Annotated in this window: 17 protein-coding genes and 1 tRNA gene; 11 read left to right on the plus strand and 7 right to left on the minus strand. The window is 68.4% G+C overall.

What is annotated here, in order from left to right; all coding sequences use genetic code 11:
* Window positions 1-5: 5 nt before the first annotated feature.
* From OMW55_RS08000 to OMW55_RS08010, 3 genes are all read left to right on the plus strand, one after another.
* On the plus strand, window positions 6-329 hold the full coding sequence (locus tag OMW55_RS08000; protein WP_264882248.1) for a DUF1491 family protein: 324 nt from the start codon (window positions 6-8) through the stop codon (window positions 327-329).
* 178 nt (window positions 330-507) lie between these two features.
* Complete coding sequence (locus tag OMW55_RS08005) at window positions 508-1,146, plus strand: cell wall hydrolase (RefSeq protein ID WP_264882250.1); 639 nt, start codon at window positions 508-510, stop codon at window positions 1,144-1,146.
* 61 nt (window positions 1,147-1,207) lie between these two features.
* Window positions 1,208-1,705, plus strand: a complete 498-nt coding sequence (locus tag OMW55_RS08010) for an MmcB family DNA repair protein (protein WP_407822128.1) — start codon at window positions 1,208-1,210, stop codon at window positions 1,703-1,705.
* On the opposite strand, the gene OMW55_RS08015 is transcribed toward OMW55_RS08010, so the two are convergent.
* Window positions 1,702-2,307, minus strand: coding sequence for an ankyrin repeat domain-containing protein (locus tag OMW55_RS08015; protein ID WP_264882252.1), 606 nt, complete (start codon window positions 2,305-2,307; stop codon window positions 1,702-1,704). The two genes, OMW55_RS08010 and OMW55_RS08015, sit on opposite strands and share 4 nt — an antisense overlap.
* An 86-nt stretch (window positions 2,308-2,393) precedes the next feature.
* On the opposite strand from OMW55_RS08015, the gene OMW55_RS08020 reads away from it, so the two are divergent.
* Window positions 2,394-2,837, plus strand: a complete 444-nt coding sequence (locus tag OMW55_RS08020) for a YcgN family cysteine cluster protein (protein WP_264882253.1) — start codon at window positions 2,394-2,396, stop codon at window positions 2,835-2,837.
* The gene (locus tag OMW55_RS08025; RefSeq protein WP_264882255.1) at window positions 2,818-3,516 is read left to right on the plus strand and encodes a M48 family metallopeptidase; all 699 of its coding nucleotides are present in this window, start codon (window positions 2,818-2,820) and stop codon (window positions 3,514-3,516) included. Before OMW55_RS08020 ends, OMW55_RS08025 begins: the two co-directional genes overlap by 20 nt.
* Here OMW55_RS08025 and OMW55_RS08030 read toward each other — a convergent pair.
* Together OMW55_RS08030 and msrB are read right to left on the minus strand one after the other, a co-directional pair.
* On the minus strand, window positions 3,469-5,634 hold the full coding sequence (locus OMW55_RS08030) for a transglycosylase domain-containing protein (RefSeq protein ID WP_407822129.1): 2,166 nt from the start codon (window positions 5,632-5,634) through the stop codon (window positions 3,469-3,471). The genes OMW55_RS08025 and OMW55_RS08030 overlap by 48 nt on opposite strands.
* A gap of 44 nt (window positions 5,635-5,678) precedes the next feature.
* Window positions 5,679-6,092 (minus strand): peptide-methionine (R)-S-oxide reductase MsrB, encoded by a 414-nt coding sequence (msrB, locus tag OMW55_RS08035; protein WP_264882256.1) that lies wholly within the window; start codon window positions 6,090-6,092, stop codon window positions 5,679-5,681.
* 93 nt (window positions 6,093-6,185) lie between these two features.
* Here msrB and OMW55_RS08040 point away from each other — a divergent pair, with 93 nt between their 5' ends.
* Complete coding sequence (locus OMW55_RS08040) at window positions 6,186-7,667, plus strand: DUF2868 domain-containing protein (protein ID WP_264882258.1); 1,482 nt, start codon at window positions 6,186-6,188, stop codon at window positions 7,665-7,667.
* Window positions 7,664-9,166 carry a GTPase domain-containing protein gene (locus tag OMW55_RS08045; protein ID WP_264882260.1) on the plus strand — a complete coding sequence of 501 codons (1,503 nt, stop codon included), beginning with the start codon at window positions 7,664-7,666 and terminating at the stop codon, window positions 9,164-9,166. The genes OMW55_RS08040 and OMW55_RS08045 overlap by 4 nt, the downstream gene beginning before the upstream one ends.
* 74 nt (window positions 9,167-9,240) lie before the next feature.
* Here OMW55_RS08045 and OMW55_RS08050 read toward each other — a convergent pair.
* Together OMW55_RS08050 and OMW55_RS08055 are read right to left on the minus strand one after the other, a co-directional pair.
* Window positions 9,241-9,327 (minus strand) — tRNA-Leu (locus OMW55_RS08050).
* A gap of 53 nt (window positions 9,328-9,380) precedes the next feature.
* Window positions 9,381-10,397: a zinc-ribbon domain-containing protein gene (locus tag OMW55_RS08055; protein ID WP_264882262.1), complete on the minus strand. Its 1,017-nt coding sequence runs from the start codon at window positions 10,395-10,397 to the stop codon at window positions 9,381-9,383.
* A gap of 117 nt (window positions 10,398-10,514) precedes the next feature.
* Here OMW55_RS08055 and ftsE point away from each other — a divergent pair, with 117 nt between their 5' ends.
* Genes ftsE through OMW55_RS08075 form a run of 4 tightly spaced genes read left to right on the plus strand, consistent with a single transcriptional unit; the run spans window position 10,515 to window position 13,358 of the window.
* Window positions 10,515-11,237, plus strand: coding sequence for a cell division ATP-binding protein FtsE (gene ftsE / locus OMW55_RS08060; RefSeq protein WP_264882264.1), 723 nt, complete (start codon window positions 10,515-10,517; stop codon window positions 11,235-11,237).
* Window positions 11,237-12,103: a cell division FtsX domain-containing protein gene (locus OMW55_RS08065; protein WP_264882265.1), complete on the plus strand. Its 867-nt coding sequence runs from the start codon at window positions 11,237-11,239 to the stop codon at window positions 12,101-12,103. The genes ftsE and OMW55_RS08065 overlap by 1 nt, the downstream gene beginning before the upstream one ends.
* On the plus strand, window positions 12,100-12,633 hold the full coding sequence (locus OMW55_RS08070) for a YdcF family protein (RefSeq protein ID WP_264882267.1): 534 nt from the start codon (window positions 12,100-12,102) through the stop codon (window positions 12,631-12,633). Before OMW55_RS08065 ends, OMW55_RS08070 begins: the two co-directional genes overlap by 4 nt.
* 2 nt (window positions 12,634-12,635) lie before the next feature.
* Window positions 12,636-13,358: a lysophospholipid acyltransferase family protein gene (locus OMW55_RS08075; RefSeq protein ID WP_264882268.1), complete on the plus strand. Its 723-nt coding sequence runs from the start codon at window positions 12,636-12,638 to the stop codon at window positions 13,356-13,358.
* Here OMW55_RS08075 and pheT read toward each other — a convergent pair.
* Together pheT and pheS are read right to left on the minus strand one after the other, a co-directional pair.
* Window positions 13,320-15,698 carry a phenylalanine--tRNA ligase subunit beta gene (gene pheT / locus OMW55_RS08080; protein ID WP_264882270.1) on the minus strand — a complete coding sequence of 793 codons (2,379 nt, stop codon included), beginning with the start codon at window positions 15,696-15,698 and terminating at the stop codon, window positions 13,320-13,322. The genes OMW55_RS08075 and pheT overlap by 39 nt on opposite strands.
* On the minus strand, window positions 15,695-16,759 hold the full coding sequence (pheS, locus tag OMW55_RS08085) for a phenylalanine--tRNA ligase subunit alpha (RefSeq protein WP_264882272.1): 1,065 nt from the start codon (window positions 16,757-16,759) through the stop codon (window positions 15,695-15,697). The genes pheT and pheS overlap by 4 nt, the downstream gene beginning before the upstream one ends.
* Between the last annotated feature and the right edge of the window lie 13 nt (window positions 16,760-16,772).

Consider the following 16,772-nt stretch of genomic DNA (forward strand, 5'->3'; position numbering starts at 1 on the left):
GGCTCGTGGCCCATGTCGAGGTGGGCGGGCTGCTGCGGCGGGCGCAAGCGGCGGGCGGTTTCGGAACAGTGCTGCGCAAGGGCGATCCCGAGCGCGGGACCTTGGTCCTGGTGATCGTGGAACGCGGGGAGCATCGCGCGATTCTCGAACGCCGTTTGCAGGCGGACTGGACGTACCGCTGGTCAGTGGTGGGACCCAACGTTGGCGATTCGCGGGAAGCGGCACAACATCTTGCGCGTGCCCGTGACCAGGACCCCGATTGCTGGTTTATCGAACTGGACGTCCCGTCGAGTGAACGATTCATCGCTGAAACGACCGCCGAAGGTTGATCTGAACTCGAATGCGGTGAACCGAGGAACCCAGACGAGCGGGGCGCTTCCCCGGCGGCAAGTCAAGGGCCGCCTGAGGGAGCCACGCGAGACGGGGGACTAACCAAGTTTGCGCGAGCTTCTCGAAGCTCATCCGTGCGCATCCTGACGTTGGTCCACCGCATGTGTTGGGTTCAGGATGTTCCATCGTTTCGCCGTGATGTTTGCTGGTATCGCGCTCGCTGCTGGTTCGGTTGCTCCCGCCAAGGTTGCCTCCGCCGCCGCGATCCCCACTCCCGCCGCTCCGTCGACCGATGCACTTCCTACCACTATTCCGGCCGTCCTGACCCAGCCTGAGGCACCGCTCGGCGTTCAGCCAGAGGTGACCGCTCCCGATATTGCCGCTCCGGCGGTGTCGCGTTCCGAAAGCCTGGCGGAGAAGGTCGCTGACCTGCGCGCCTCCGATGCGGGCAGCCGCGAGCTCGAGTGCCTGGCAGCCGGCGTGTACTTCGAAGCCAAGAGCGAGCCGCTGACCGGCCAGCTGGCGGTTGGCCGCGTTATCGCCAATCGGGCCGATAGCCACGGCCGCTTCCCGTCCAGCTATTGCGGCGTGCTGCTGCAACGTGGGCAGTTCAGCTTCATCCGGGGTGGCCGCTGGCCGGCGGTGAACAGGAACGGCGCGCAATGGAAGACCGCGGTGGCAATCGCTCGCATCATCCATGGCGATCTTCACGACAGCCCGGTTAAAACGGCACTCTTCTTCCACGCCCGCAGCGTGGCGCCGTCCTGGCGGATGGTGCGGGTCGGTGCCGTCGGTAACCACGTTTTCTATCGCTAGATTGGGCATCTGCGCCGGTTCGTACTGGTGTTCCGGTCCTCCTTTGTTCTAATCAGCAGGGGTGAGCACCGCCCCTGAGTCCCTGACAACCGCCCCTTGCTTCGCCGACCTTCCGCCGGTCGCGACCGAGGTCGCCCGCGGCGTGACCCGCCTGTTTTGTCGCCAGGACCTGTTCGCCATGTGCGAGGTGCCGCTGCCGAACGGTCGGCGTGCGGACATGATGGCAATCGATTCCAAAGGCGGTCTCACCATTGTCGAGATCAAGGTCAGCAAGGCGGACCTCACAACCGACGCCAAGTGGACCGACTACTTGGAGTATTGCGACCGGTTCTTCTGGGCCGTTCCGCCGCACCTTGCCTCCATCTGCGAAGAGGAGCGCTTCCTCCCTGGCGAAGCCGGGTTGATCGTTGCGGACCGCTACGATGCGGCGGTCACGCGCGACGCCGCGCTCCGGCCGTTGGCGGCCGCCCGGCGTAAGGCGGAACTGTTGCGCTTCGCACGCCGGGCTGCGCGGCGCCTAAGCGCGCAGATCGACCCCAGCCTTGGCTTCGATCGCTAGAGCTTGGGACCGGCGACAGGCTTGGCGGCCTTGGGCTTGATCGTGTCCATCAGCTGAGTGATCGTCGAACCTGACCGGCTGTCCAGCTTCGCATAATCGCGTGCGCTGCGTCCGCTGGCATTGTCGGTCCGGTTGGGATCAGCCCCAACCTCGAGCAGGCGGCGGATCACCGGCAGTTGCCGGTGCTGCACGGCGACGATCAGAGGCGTTTCGCCCAACCGGTTGGTCGAATCGACCCGTGCGCGCTTGCCGACGAGCAGGTCTACCCCTTCCAGCCATCCATTACGCGCCGCGATGTGCAGTGGTGTGTCGCCGTTCTGGCGATTGGCCAGATTCGGGTCGCCGCCCTGTTGGATGAGGTAGCCCAACCAGGTCAGGTCGCGATTGGAGGTGACCACATGCAGCGCGCTTTCGCCGCTGTCGGTGCGGAAGTTGATCACCGCCGCGCCGTTGGACTGGATGAAGCCGAGCGCCTTGTTGGCGTCCCGGTCGCGCACCGCGGACAGGAACTGATATCCGACGCTGACACTACCCCCGACGCTCGCCGTCTGCGCGTGCCCCGCCGCGGGGAACACCGCGGCCAGCCCAGCGATTACAGCCAACAAGCTCAATTCCTTACGCATTTCATCCTCGACCTTGCCCGTCGCCCTTGAAAGCGTGAACCTAGCAGACCACAGCTGGGTACGCCATGAACACGCCCGCACAGCCGCCCTGGTGGGACAAGCCTCTCTCCGAATTGGACCGCGGGCAGTGGGAAGCGCTGTGCGATGGCTGCGGTCGCTGCTGCCTCCACAAGCTCGAGGACGATGAGACGGGCGAGCTGTTCTCGACCAACGTTGCCTGCAAGCTGCTCGATCGTCGCAGCGGCCTCTGCTCCGACTACAAGCACCGGGCCAGGCACGTCAGCGACTGTGTTCAGCTGTCGCCCGACAAGGCGGAGGAACTGGAATGGCTTCCATCCACCTGCGCCTACCGCCTGCGCGCGGCGGGCGAGCCTTTGCCCGACTGGCATTACCTTAAGACTGGCAGCCGCGAGACGGTGCACGAGGCGGGCATGTCGACCCGGGGATGGACGATCAGCGAAGTGGATGCCGGCGAGCTCGAGTTTCATCTTGTCGACCGCGATCTTTGAGGTGGTCGGGCTGCCGCTGCCGGTTGCAGTGGTGCGCCACCATGCCGCCCGGCGGCTCAGATTGCGGATCGATCACGAACGTGGGCAGCTTCGACTGACCATCCCCCCGCGCGGCTCGGCCCGGGCGGCGTTGCGCTGGGCCGGAGAGCAGCGCGCCTGGGTCGAGGCGCAGCTCTGCAACGCGCCGACCGGCGTTTCCTTTGCCGACCGCGCCATCATGCCCTTTCGGGGTCAACCCGTGACCATCCGAGCGGTCGGAGGCCGCCGCGGGGTTAAGCTTGAGGGCAATGCAATACTGGTCGGCGGGCCAGTCGATTCAATGCGCCGATCGGTCGAGCGCTGGCTTCGCCGCACCGCGGCCGACCAGCTCAGCACGCTTACGGCGGAGGTCGCCCGGTCGGCCGGAGTGAGCGTGCGCTCGGTGTCGGTCGGCGATGCCGCGAGCCGCTGGGGCAGCTGCTCGAGCTCGGGCGCTATCCGCTACAGCTGGCGCCTGATCCTCGCGCCACCCCAGTGCCTGCGCTTCGTGGTCGCCCACGAAGTGGCGCACCGGCTGCACATGGACCATTCGGCTCGCTTCCGGGCGGCCGAGGAGCAGCTGTTCGGCGGGCCGGTCGCGCCGGCCCGCGCCTTATTGCGAGAACTCGGGCCGACCCTCAGGCTGGTCGGCCGGCGCTGACGGGGGCGGCGCCGGCCGCTCCGTCGGACGCGACGGCGGGAAGCGCTCGACTGGAACCGGCGCACCCTCGCGCGGTGGCGGAGTGCCGCCAAATATCCGGTCTAGCTCGGTCTGGTCGGGCGGACCTTGCGGCTGAGCTGGCGCGCCATAGGGCTGCTGCTGGCCGTAGCTGTAGCCTTCGGTCGACTGGCTGGGCAGCGGGTTACCGTCGGCATCCACCAGCGGGGTGTCGCCAGCGAAGGCCTGGTTGGCGTAGGGGTCCTCCTCGGGCGACAGCTGCCAATCGGGCATTGGCACTTCCGTCTCGAACTGCTCCACCGGGCGGTTGGCGACCGCCGCAACCATGAAGTCGTGGAACACGCGCGCTGGGGCAGTGCCGCCCTGCAGTCCGGGGATCGGCCGGGCATCGTCGCGGCCCAGCCATACCCCGGTCGTGATACCGGACGAGAAGCCGATGAACCAACCGTCCTTGTTGCTGGTAGTGGTACCGGTCTTGCCCGCTACTGGCCGCCCGATCTGCGCCGCGCGGCCGGTGCCCGAAAGCACCGCGGTCTGCAGCAGGTCGGTCATCCCGGCCGCCACCCATGGTGCCACCAGGACGCGGTCGTCCGTGCGCTCGTGGCGGTAGAGCAGGCGACCGTCAGCGGTCACGACGCGATTGATGGCATAAGGGAGGACACCCACGCCCTTGTTAGCGACCGCGGCATAGGCCCGAGTCATGTCGATCAACCGCACGTCGGACGTGCCCAGCACCATCGAGGGATAGGTCGAGATCTGGCCGGTGATGCCGAACCGGTGCGCCATGTCGGCGATGGTGGAAAAGCCCAGTTCGGAGCCGATTTTGGCGCTAATCGTGTTGATCGAGCGCGCAAAGGCTTCGCGCAGCGTGACCGGGCCGAGATAGGAGCGGGTCGAGTTGCGCGGCGTCCAGCCCTCGATGGTGATCGGCTCATCGACCAGGGTGGTGGTCGGCTTCATGCCGGATTCCAGCGCGGCCAGGTAGACGAACAGCTTGAATGCCGATCCCGGTTGCCGCTGCGCCTGCGTCGCGCGGTTATAGATGGAGTTCACATAATCGCGGCCGCCGATCATGGCCCGGACGGCCCCGTCGCGGTCCAGCGCGACTAAGGCACCCTGCGCGCCCTTCGGCGCATTGGCGTTGACCGCCCGATCAGCCGCGGCCTGCATCCGGGTGTCGATGGTGGTGTAGACGTCGATCGGGTCGCTGGTCTCGTCGATCAGCGTGTCTAGCTGGGGCAACGCCCAGTCAGTAAAGTAGCGGATGCTGTTCTGCTTCTCGCTTGGCTGGACCACGATCCTCGCGGGGTCGGCGCTGGCGGCCGCGGTCGCGCTGATGAAACCGTTGTCGACCATCGATTTCAGAACCACGTCGGCTCGGCCGCGCGCAGCTTCCACGTCGGCGGTGGGCGAGTAATTGGACGGTGCTTTGACCAGGCCGGCGATGATGGTCGCTTCACCCAGGCCCAGGCGGGTCGCGGAATGGCCGAAGAAGGTGCGGCTGGCGGCATCAATGCCGTAGGCGCCGCCGCCGAAGTACACCCGGTTGAGGTACAGCTCGAGGATCTGGTTCTTGCTGAACTTGCGCTCCAGCGCGAGCGCCAGGATCGCCTCGCGCGCCTTGCGGCCGAAAGTGCGGCTGTTCGTCAGGAAAATGTTGCGGGCGAGCTGCTGGGTGATGGTCGACCCGCCCTGGGTGAAGTGCCCGGTCTGCAGGCGGACCTTGAACGAGCGGGCAATGCCGATCGGATCGACACCCGGATGGCTGCGGAAGCGCTTGTCCTCCACCGCGATCATCGCCGCCCGCATCGGGGCCGGAATCTGCTCGTAGGGGATCCATTGGCCGAAGGTCGGCCCGATGCTGACCAGCAGCCTTCCGTCAGCCGAGCGGACCCGGATCATCTGGCCAAGGTCGTTGCGCCGCGCCAGCTCCCCATAGGACGGCAGCTGGGTCATCGCGACGCCCACGGCCACCGCCAGCGCGATCACGGCCGCGATGCCGGCGATCACCAGCCACTTGAGCAGGGTGACGAACCAGCCGCGCCGCGAGGCGGGCGCCTGGCGGGCGGGTTGAGCGGGTCGGCGAGGAGGCGCAGCCATTGGTGGCCGCAAGGCTTACGGGCTGGACTCCCCGCCCGCAAGCGTCACTCGCGCGTCGCCGAGTCCTCTTGCGGCGCGAAGTCCAGGCTCGCCGAGTTGATGCAGTAGCGCAGGCCCTCCGGGCCCGGCCCATCCGGGAACACGTGGCCCAAGTGGCCTTCGCACTTGGCGCAGCGGACCTCGACCCGGGTCATGCCATGGCTGCGATCCGTGATCTCGGTGACCGCACCCTCGCCGGCCGGGGCGGTGAAGCTCGGCCAGCCCGAACCACTTTCATACTTGGTGTCGCTTTCGAACAGCGGCGCGCCGCAGCCGGCGCAGCGGTATTCGCCCTCGCGCTTGTTCTCGAGCAACTCGCCGGTCCACGGCGCTTCCGTGCCGGCCTGGCGCAGGATGCGATAGCGGTCGGGTCCCAGCTTCTCCCGCCACTCCGCTTCGCTCTTCGGCATGTCGGCCATGTTATGCTCCTTAGTCGTCCTTCTCGCATGTGGGGTCGCGCAAGGCTTGGCGAAAGGGATGCATCCGCTCGGTTGCTCACGGGTTGTTGTGCTGTGCCTCAGCTCCGCCTGCCCGAATCCGCCGCCCGCCAGTTGCTATTGGTTCGCGCCATTGAGAGCGAGGATCGCGAAGGCGCGGTGCTGACCCGGGAGGATCGGCAATATGCCACTTCCGCCGCGCTAGTTGACGGTGCTCCGGACGACGGCGGCCGCCGCGTCGCCAGCTTCCTCCACCGCCGCTCCGCGTTGGCGCTTGACCGGCTGCTGCCCCGCTTTCCCGTGCTCCGCCAGGCTTGCGGCCTGTCGCGCTGGCCGGCGTGGGTGAACTGGGCCGTGCCGCTGGCCGCCCTGGTGCTCGGCTTCGTCAGCCACCGGCTCGACGGCGAGCGCCTGAACATCCTCGCCTTTCCGCTGCTTGGCATGTTGCTGTGGAACGCCGCCGTCTACCTGTGGTCGCTGGTCAGCTGGCTCCGGCCCGGCCGCGAGGGGCACCCGCTGCTTGGAGCGTTGGCGAAGCTTGGTAGTCCGTTCGCGGCGCGCTTGTCGTCCCAGCCGACGCTGGAGCGCGGCGTTGCCCGGTTCGCGCGCGACTGGAGCACCGCCGCCACTCCGCTGACCGCCGCCCGTGCCAAGCGCACGCTGCACCTCGGGGCGGCCCTGTTTGCGCTGGGGATCATTGCCGGCATGCTGATCCGCGCCCGCTACACCGCCGAGTACCGGGCGGGCTGGGCCGGCACCTGGTCCGGCGCGGAGACGGAGATCGGCACCTTTTTGTCGGTCGTGTTTGCCCCGGCTGCGGCGCTGACCGGCCTCCCGCTTCCTACGCCCGAGCGGCTGCGCGCCCTGCGCGGCGGGTCGGAGAATGCCGGCGATTGGCTGCTGCTGTGGGCGACCACCGCCGCCCTGTTCGTGATCATCCCGCGCCTGCTCCTCGCTGCCTGGAGCGCGAGCCGCGCGGCACTGCTCGCCCGTAGTCTCAAGCTGCCAGGGGAGGAGGACTTCTACGTGCGCACCCTGCTCCGGAACGCGCTCGGCCAGCCGGGAACCGCGCGGATCATACCCTACGCCACCACGCCGTCCGTACCCGGCCGCGAGCGGCTTGAGCGACTGCTCGGCCAGGCGCTGGGCGAGAAGGTCCGGGTCGGGTTCGATCCTCCCGTCCCTTACGGCGAGGAGGAACGCTGGCTGGCGAGCGAAGGCGAGCGCCTCGCTCACGCCGACCAGCTCGTCCTGCTGTTCAGCCTCGCCTCCACACCCGAAGCCGAGAACCACGGCGCCTTCGCCCGCGCGGTGGCCACGGCCTTGTCCGGCCGCGGCACCGGCCTGACCTTGCTGGTGGACGACAGTGCCTTCCGCGAGCGCCTTCGTGGCCAGCCGTCGGCCCAGCGCCGTCTTGACGAGCGGACCCAGGCCTGGCGCCAAGTCTTGCTCCCAACCGGGCAGGAGCCGGTGATCCTGTCCCTGGAACTCGGCGAGGAGGAAGTCGGCGCCCGTACGCTCGAAAAGGCGCTGCAGCGCGCACCGGTGCCCGCATGACCGATCCGGTCACCGTCAATCTCAGCCTCGTCAGCCATACCAACGTCGGCAAGACGACGCTGGTTCGCACCTTGCTCAATCAGGACGTTGGCGAAGTCCGTGATGCCGCTCACGTGACCGATGTCGCGACCGGCTACGTCCTGCTCCAGGCCGGTGCCGATACGCTGATGCTGTGGGACACACCCGGTTTTGGCGACACCGCGCGACTGGTCACCCGTCTCAAGCTGACCGGCAATCCGATCGGCTGGCTGCTGACCCAGGTGTGGGACCGCTGGCGCGACCGGCCGCTGTGGTCTAGCCAGCAGGCCGTTCGCAATGCCCGCGACGAGGCCGACGTGATCCTCTACCTCGTCAACGCGCACGAGGATCCGGCCGCCGCCACTTACATCGCGCTCGAAATGGAGGTGCTGGAATGGATCAGGAAGCCGATCCTTATCCTGCTTAACCAGGCCGGCGAGCCGTCTGACCGCACCCGCAGCGAGGAGGAGCGCTGGCGCACCCACCTAGCCGAACGGCCGCTGGTCCGCGGCGTCGTCACGCTCGACGCCTTTGCACGTTGCTGGGTGCAGGAAGGCGAGCTGCTCGAGCGGGTCGCGCCGCTGCTACCGCCTGACAAGCACGCGGCCATGCCGCCGCTGGCGGCCGCGTGGACGACCCGCAACCTCGAACGCTTTCATCGCTCCATGCACGTGCTGGCCGAACAGTTGGCCGAGGCGGTGGTCGACCGCGAGGAGATCCCCGATCGGCGGGTGACCGACCGAATCCGCGGAGCCATCCTCAACCCGGCGGGCGGCGACAACTCGCCCCAGGCCGAGCGCGCCATGGGCAAGCTGGCGGAACGGCTTGATCTGGCCATCCGCCGCTCGACGGACACGCTGATCGAGCTCCATGGCCTGTCGGGCAAGGCGGCCCGCGACGTGCTCAAACGCATGCGCGACGATTATCGCGAAAGCGCCCCGGCGCGCGAAGGCGTGGCGACCCTGCTCGGCGGCATCCTGTCCGGCGCGGCGGGCGGCCTTGCGGCAGATCTGGCGGCGGGCGGACTGACGCTCGGAGGCGGGCTGATCATCGGCTCGGTGTTGGGCGCGGTCGGAGCCAAGGGCGCGGCGCGAGGCTTCAACATGGCGCGGGGCGAGGAGAGCAACTCGGTCCGCTGGTCGGAGGAGTTCATGACCGGCCTCGTCCGCTCGGCCCTGCTCCGTTACCTCGCCGTGGCCCACTTCGGCCGCGGTCGCGGCGAGTGGGAGGAGGGTGAGCATCCGCAGCACTGGCAGGCAGCAGTCGAACGGGCGTTGGAGCCGGAGCGCGGTGCGCTGCGCTCGACGCTGGGGCGCGGCCGCGAGGAAGCCGGACGGGTGACCGGCGAGCTGGAGGACGTGCTGACCCGCGCCGCACGGCGGCTGCTGGTGGGATTGTATCCGGAAGCGGAAGCGATCTTCGCCGCCGAGCCACGGCTGATGGAGCGGGTGGAGTTGCTGGCGCCGCCGGAACGGATTTAAGTCGCGCTGCTCTAATGCCATCCGGCGGAGCAAGCCCGCTGACCTGCCCCCGGCAGGTCAGCTATCCGGCTTGCTGGTGCGGTCGAGAAGACTCGAACTTCCACGCCCTTTCGGGCACAACGACCTCAACGTTGCGCGTCTACCAATTCCGCCACGACCGCATCATGGGGCAGGGCGCGGCCTCTAGCAGCGGCTCCGGGCCCGTGCAACCGGACTATCCGACGCCCTGGCCCGATACATCCGCCGCCTTGCACGGGTCCAGCGGCTTGTTCCGCGTAACCAGCACATCCAGGCAGGCGGCCGACGCCGGAATGTTCAGCTCCGCGCTGTTGAAGCTGGTGCTTCCGCCCGGCTGAAGCGTCGGGGTGGGCGGCGGGATCGTCCACCGGTACACGACCTGCTGGTTCAGGCTGCGCAGCTGCGCCTGCAGTGGCGGCACCGATTGAACCTTGGCGCTCGGATTGATGATCCGCCCGCTGACTTCGAGCAGTTGGTTGCCGCTCGCCAACGTCCGCCGGTTGCGCTCGTCGACCTGCACCAGCAACGGCGTGTCGTTCGCCTCGGCCAGGCCGAGCCGTTCCTTAAGCGTCGTGGGCGCGAAGAACCAGAAAGCCGCCACCAGCACCGCAATCAGCAGCAAAGCGAGTAGCAGGCCGATCAGGCCACGGCCCGACCCCCGTTCCACCGGCCGGCCATTGTCGAAGGCGGCGAAATCGTCCGCGGGCTCGATCGGCTCCGCGCGGACGACGGCTGCGGCAACTGGTTCCGGCGCGTCCTGCGACAATGGATCAAAGCGCTCGGACGGGTCCGACGTGGCTTCGATCGGCGCCTGGTGATCGGATAGCTCGTCCGCGCCGCCCGCCATCGGCGTCGAAGCGCCCGGCATCGGCAGCGGAGCTGCATCCGGGTCCTCGGCCTCCTCGGCGAACCCGTCCCAAGCGGGCTCGTCGGGGTGGGCGTGGTCGGATAGCGCCGCTTCAGCCGGCTTTCCCCCGGGCTCGCCGGCCGGGTGGGTGAACGGCGCCGGGGCGGGAAACTCCTCTGGCGAAGCATGGCCTGCCGACGGGGTTTCCGCTCCGCCTGGCGCCGCCTCGGGGGTACTGACGACCGGTTCCGGATCCTGGTGCCAGCTGTTCTTGCAATTGGCGCAACGGACCTGGCGGCCGCCTGGCGGGATTGCCCCGTCCTTCACGGCATACCGAGTTCCGCACGCCGGACAGGTGAGGATCATCGCGTTGCCCTTTGCCCCTGGTGGTTCATGAAGGCCCGGTAAACCGCACTGTGACTCCATTGGCAAGGCGGCGGGGCCGTGCGAGAGAATCAACGCGGTGAGAAGGGGTGGGCCAAGGTGAGCGGAGCGGACGCCATTGCCGAGTTCGACAGCGTCGGACTGCGCTATGGCACGGGCGCCGAGGTCCTCAAGGACCTCGACTTGCGGTTGTTGCGCGGCGGTTTCACCTACCTCACCGGCGCGTCCGGCGCGGGCAAGACCTCGCTCCTCAAGCTCCTCTATCTGGCGCAGCGGCCGACCCGCGGCCGCATCCGCCTGTTCGGGGAGGAACTGAGCCACGCGCCCCGCGCCGCCCTGCCCGGTTTCCGCCGCCGGATCGGTGTGGTGTTCCAGGATTTCCGGCTGGTCCGCCATCTATCGGCCTTCGATAATGTAGCCCTGCCGCTCAGGATCGCCCGCCGACCGGAAAGCGAGATTGCCGTCAGCGTGCGCGAGCTGCTCGAGTGGGTTGGCTTGGCCGATCGCTCCGCCGCGCACCCGCCGACCCTGTCAGGCGGCGAGCAGCAGCGGGTTGCGATCGCCCGGGCAGTGGTCGGCCATCCCGAACTGCTGGTCGCCGACGAGCCCACCGGCAACGTCGACGCGGACATGGCCAAGCGCCTGCTGCACCTCTTCGAGCGGCTGAACGAACTTGGCACCACCGTGCTGGTGGCCACCCACGACCTATCGCTGATCGCGGCTACCAAGGGAGCACAGTTGATGCGGCTGGACGGCGGCCAATTGGTCGATCCCACCGGCCTGCTGCGCCACCCACCGCCACGCACCCGGGCGGCGGGCTGATGCGCGCGTTCGTGCCCGCGCTAGCCGACCGCCGCCTGCTGCCGCAGGGCGGGACGCGCCTGACGCCGTGGCTGATCGGCGTGCTGATGTTCGTGGCGGTGCTGGTCGGCGCCGCTGGCCTCGCCATCGCCAACGCCGCCGCGACGGTCGCGAGCGGTGCCGAGCAGCGCTGGTCGATTCAGCTGCCCGCGGGCGGCAGGTCGATGGGCGCAGTGGTCGCGGCCGCGGGGCAGGCGCAAGGCGTGGCGGCGGTAAGTCCCGTGCCGGACGAGCAGGTGCGCGGCCTGCTGCAGCGCTGGCTCGGACCCGAGGCCGCCAGCGCCGATCTACCCGTGCCCGGGCTGATCGACGTCGAACTGCGTCCAGGCGCAAATGGGAACGACCTTCAGCGCCGGGTCGCCGTGGTTGCTCCCGGCGCGCGCGTCCAAAGCTTTCCCGAGCAATTGGGGCCGATGCTTCGTGGCCTGCGCACCCTGCAGGGACTGACCTTCGCGCTGCTCGTGCTGCTCGGCGCGGCGATTGCCGCGGCCGTGATGCTGGCCACGCGCGGTGCCTATGACACGCACCGCTCCACGGTGGCCGTGCTGCACGGCATTGGCGCGACCGATCAGCAGCTCGCCGCCTTGTTCCAGCAGCGCATGGCCCGCGAGACGCTGGTCGGCGGCAGCGCCGGCGCGATCGTCGCCCTGGTGCTGGTGCTGCTGATGTTGGCCACTCTCGATGACGGCACGATTGTTGCGGTCGGCGGCTCCCCGCTCAAGCCGCTCGACATCATCCTCCTCGGCGCCCTGCCGTTCGCCACGGCCCTGCTGGCCCTGCTGGTTGCACGCGCGACCATTATCGCGGCATTGCGCGCCGACCCATGATCCTCCGCGCCTCCGCACTGCTGGTGCTGCTCTACGCCCTCGGCTTTGTCCTGTTCAGCGTCACCTTGGGTACGCCGAACGAAGCGACACGGACCCAGGGCATCGTGGTCCTGACTGGCGGTCCGGGACGAATCGAGCGCGGGATCGAGCTGATGCAGCGGCACCAGGCTCAGCGCATGTTGATCGCGGGCGCCGACCCGAGCGTGCGGCCGGCCGATCTCCGCCGGCGCCTAGGCCCGCGAAGCGCGCGTGTGCTGCGTTGCTGCGTCGACCTTGGTTCGGAAAGCGTCGACACCCGCTCCAACGCCGAGGAAGCCGGCCGCTGGATAGGGCGCCGCGGCTACCGCTCCGTGCGGCTGATCACCAGCGACTGGCACATGCGGCGCGCGGAATATGAGTTCCACCATCACCTGGGTAAAGAGGTCACCATCATCCCCGACGCCGTCCCGACCCGCCCTCGCTTTCTGACCCTGTTCGGCGAGTATAACAAATACGTCCTGCGCCGCGCCGCGGTGTGGATGGACATGTGAGAATGGCGATGCAGCGGTTCCGCTCCTTCCTCTACTTTGCCCTCTTCTACCCCGGCACCATCGTCTACTGCATCGCCAGCCTCATCGCCGCCGCATCCAGCCCTCGCGCGCTGCAGCGGGTGGTGCGCGGCTGGTCCGACTTCCACCACCAATTGGTACATCACCTGCTCGGCATTCGCTGGGAACAGGAGGGCGTGGTTCCGCCCGGTCCTTATCTGGTCGCGATCAAGCACCAGGCGATGGTTGAGACGATCGAGTGCCTGCGGCTGGTGGATACCCCCGTGGTCGTGATGAAGCAGCTCTATGTCCAGATGCCGCTGCTCGGTGCCGTCATGCGCCGTTACGGCGTCATCCCTGTCGACCGTGAAGCGGGCGCGAGCGCGTTGCGCGAGATGATGGCCCTGGGCAAGGCGGCCAAGGCGGCGGGACGGCCGATCGTAATCTTTCCCGAAGGCACGCGAGTGCCCGTCGGCCAGGCGCCCGAGCTGCGTCCAGGCTTCGCCGGCTTGTACCGAGCACTCGGTATGCCGGTGGTGCCGGTCGCACTCGACAGCGGCCGGCTATGGCCCAAGGGTCTGCTCAAGCGCGCGGGCACGATTCGCGTGCACATCGGCGAGACGATCCCGCCCGGCCTCAAGCGCGACGAGATTGAACGGCGGGTTCATACGGCCCTGAACCAGTTCGAACTATCCGCGCAGGCGAGCCCCGAGCTTCTCGGCCGCTGACACGATCCGCGCTGAAACCGCGGCGATCTCGTCATCCGTCAGCGTCCGCTCGGTCGGCTGCAGGACAACCTCGACCGCGAGGCTCAACTGACCGCCCTCCGGCTGATAACGGTCGAACACCCGCGCGCCGACGATCAACGCCTTTTCAGCACCGCGCACCGCCCGGACCAGGGCATCCGCGGCAAGCTCGTCTGGAACGATGAACGCGAAGTCGCGGGTGACCGGCTGCAGCGTCGGCGGCGTAAAGGCGGGGCGGGTCCGCGTTGCTCCTCGCGGCGCCGGGATGGCATCGAGGAACAGCTCCGCTGCCTGGGTGCCGGCCGGCACGTCAAACTGGCGCGCCAGCCGCGGATGCAACTCGCCAAAGGCTGCAAGGACTGCTTTGGGACCGAGCCGAACCGTGGCCGAGCGGCCAGGATGCCAGGTCGGACCGGCATCCGGAAACACCTGCAGGTTGGAGACCGGGGCTCCAGCAGCCTCAAGTAGCGCGAGCACCTCCGCTTTGACATCGAACGGCGTGAAGGGCTGCGCCTTGCCGTGCTGCCATCGGCGCGGGGCCGCTTCCCCGGCCAGCACTATGCCCAGCGTCGGACGCTCGGCATCCGCAAGGTAGCGGCGACCGATCTCGAACAGCCGCACGCTTGTCGCGCCCCGGTCGAGGTTGCGACGGGCGGCTGCGAGCAGGCCGGGCAGGAGCGACGGTCGCATGACCTTCAGCTCTTCGCTGATCGGATTGGCGACGATCCAGGCAGCTTCCTGCTGGTCCGGGCCGAACGGCGCGGCCTCGGCCTCGCTCACGAAGCTCCAGGTGATTGCTTCGACGAGGCCGTTGGCGGCGGCGGCGCGTCTGACCCGCCGCTCCAGTCGCTGCGCCGCAGTGGCAGTCGGGCGAGCGACGCCCGCTGGGCGTGGCAGCGGGCTGGACGGAATGCCGTCGAAGCCGTGGATGCGGGCGACTTCCTCGACCAAGTCGGCCTCACCGTCGATGTCGGGACGCCAGCCCGGCGGCAGAACGCCGTCGCCAGTGACCTCGAACCCGAGCCGCTGCAGTATATTGGTCTGCTCGGACGCGGGCAGGTCGAGGCCGGCCAGGTCTGCGGTGCGGTCTGGGCGGAAGCGGACGGTGCGCGGCGCAACGACCTCTCGCCACCGTTCGGTCGTGGCTACTGCAACCTCCGACGCCTCGCCACCGCACAGCTCGACGATCATCGCGGTCGCCGCTTCGGTCATGGCCTCCAGCGCAGTCGGATCGACCCCGCGCTCGAACCGGGCGCGCGCGTCGGAGGTGATGGTGTGCCGCCGGCCGGTCGCGCCAATGCGCTCCGGATCGAACCAAGCGCATTCCAGCAGCAATTCAGTCGTGCGCTCTGAAACGCCGGTCTCCGCGCCACCCATCACCCCGCCAAGGCCGAGCACCGCCTGTTCGTCGGCGATCACGCAATCCTCGCCGGTGACCGCATACTCCTTGTCGTTGAGTGCCAGGAAGCGCTCGCCATTTCGGGCGCGCCGGGCGACGACAGCACCCTTTAGCTTGGCTGCGTCGTATACGTGCAGCGGTCGCGCCTGATCGAGCGAGAAGAAGTTGGTGATATCCACCAGCGCCGAGATCGGCCGCAGCCCGACGGCGATCAGCCGGCGTTTGAGCCATTCAGGCGACGCCCCGTTGCGAACTCCGCGGATCAGCCGCCCGGCGAACGCCTCGCACCCGCTCCCCTCCTCCACGCGGATCGCAATCGGGTTGGGGAACCTCGCCGCAACCGGCCGCACCGGCTGCTCGCGCAGTGTGCCAAGCCCGGCGGCTGCAAGGTCGCGCGCAATGCCGCGCACGCCCAGGCAGTCGGGCCGATTGGGCGTCAGCGCGACGTCGAACACCGGGTCATCGAGCCCCGCATACCTCGCGAAGCTGCTGCCCACCGGCGCGTCGACGGCAAGCTCGATGATGCCGTCGTGCTCTTCGCCCAGCTGAAGTTCGCGCACCGAGCACATCATGCCACGGCTTTCGACGCCGCGAATGGCTGCAACCTTCAAAGTGAGGTCGCTGCCCGGCACATAGGCGCCGGGCGGCCCAAACACGCCCTTCATCCCGGCGCGCGCATTCGGCGCACCGCAGACCACCTGGACCGGACCTTCGCCGGCATCGACACTCAGCACCTGCAGCTTGTCAGCCTGCGGGTGGCGCTCGGCGCTGAGCACCTCGGCCACCCGGAACGGCGCGAGCGCCTCGGCCGGGTTGGTGACCTCCTCGACCTCCAGCCCGATGCGGGTGAGGGTGTCCGCTATCTCGTGGAGAGAGCAGGTGGTGTCGAGGTGGTCGCGGAGCCACGACAGGGTGAACTTCATGCACCCACTCCCTGGGACAAGGTGGGCACGGCTAGGGCGCTGAACCCATAATGCTTCAGCCAGCGGATATCGCCGTCGAAGAACGCCCGCAGGTCGTCCATGCCGTATTTCAGCATCGCCAGCCGATCGACGCCCGTGCCGAAGGCGAAGCCTTGCCATTCGTCAGGATCGAGCCCGGCGGCGGCGATCACCTTGGGGTGGACCATTCCGCTGCCCAGCACCTCCATCCAACCGTCGGAGCCGCCCACGACGCGGCGGCCCTTCTCCTGGCTGTAACCGACGTCGACCTCCGCCGATGGCTCGGTGAACGGGAAGTAGCTTGGCCGCAGGCGCAGTACGATGTCTTCGCGCTCGAAGAACGCCTTCAGGAACGTCTCCAGCGTCCACTTGAGGTGCCCCATGTGGATGGCTCGGTCGATCACCAGTCCCTCGATCTGGTGGAACATCGGCGTGTGCGTCGCATCGCTGTCGGAACGGTAGACCCGTCCGGGCGCGATGATCCGCAACGGTGTCCCGATCGACTGCATCGCCCGGATCTGCACCGGCGAGGTGTGGGTCCTCAGGACCCGGGCGGGCTCCCCGTCGCGCGGCTCGCAGTAAAAGGTGTCGTGCATCGCCCGCGCCGGATGGCTTTCGGGCATGTTGAGAGCGGTAAAGTTGTACCAGTCGGTTTCGATCTCCGGCCCTTCAGCGACTGCGAAGCCCAGGTCGGCGAAGATCTCGGCCAATTCCTCCATCACCTGGCTGACCGGATGCACCGATCCCGTCGGCCGCTCGACAGCGGGCAGGGACAGGTCGACCCGCTCGGTGGCGAGCTTCCGTTCCAGCTCGGCCGCCTCAAGTTGTTCCTTGCGCTCGGCGATCGCCTCGGCGACCCGGCTGCGAATGCCCTGTATTTCGGGGCCGCGGGTCTGCCGCTCCTCAGGGCTCAATTGTCCCAGGGTCTTGAGCAGGGCCGTAACCCAGCCGCTCTTGCCCAGGGCGGCGACGCGGGCGCCATCCAGGGTCTGCAGGTCAACGGCTGCGGCGATCTGCCTCAAGGTGGTATTAAGGTCGCTCATGATGGCCGCGCCT

The sequence above is a fragment of the Sphingomonas arvum genome (genome assembly GCF_026013565.1).
Classification (GTDB): Bacteria; Pseudomonadota; Alphaproteobacteria; order Sphingomonadales; family Sphingomonadaceae; genus Sphingomicrobium; species Sphingomicrobium arvum.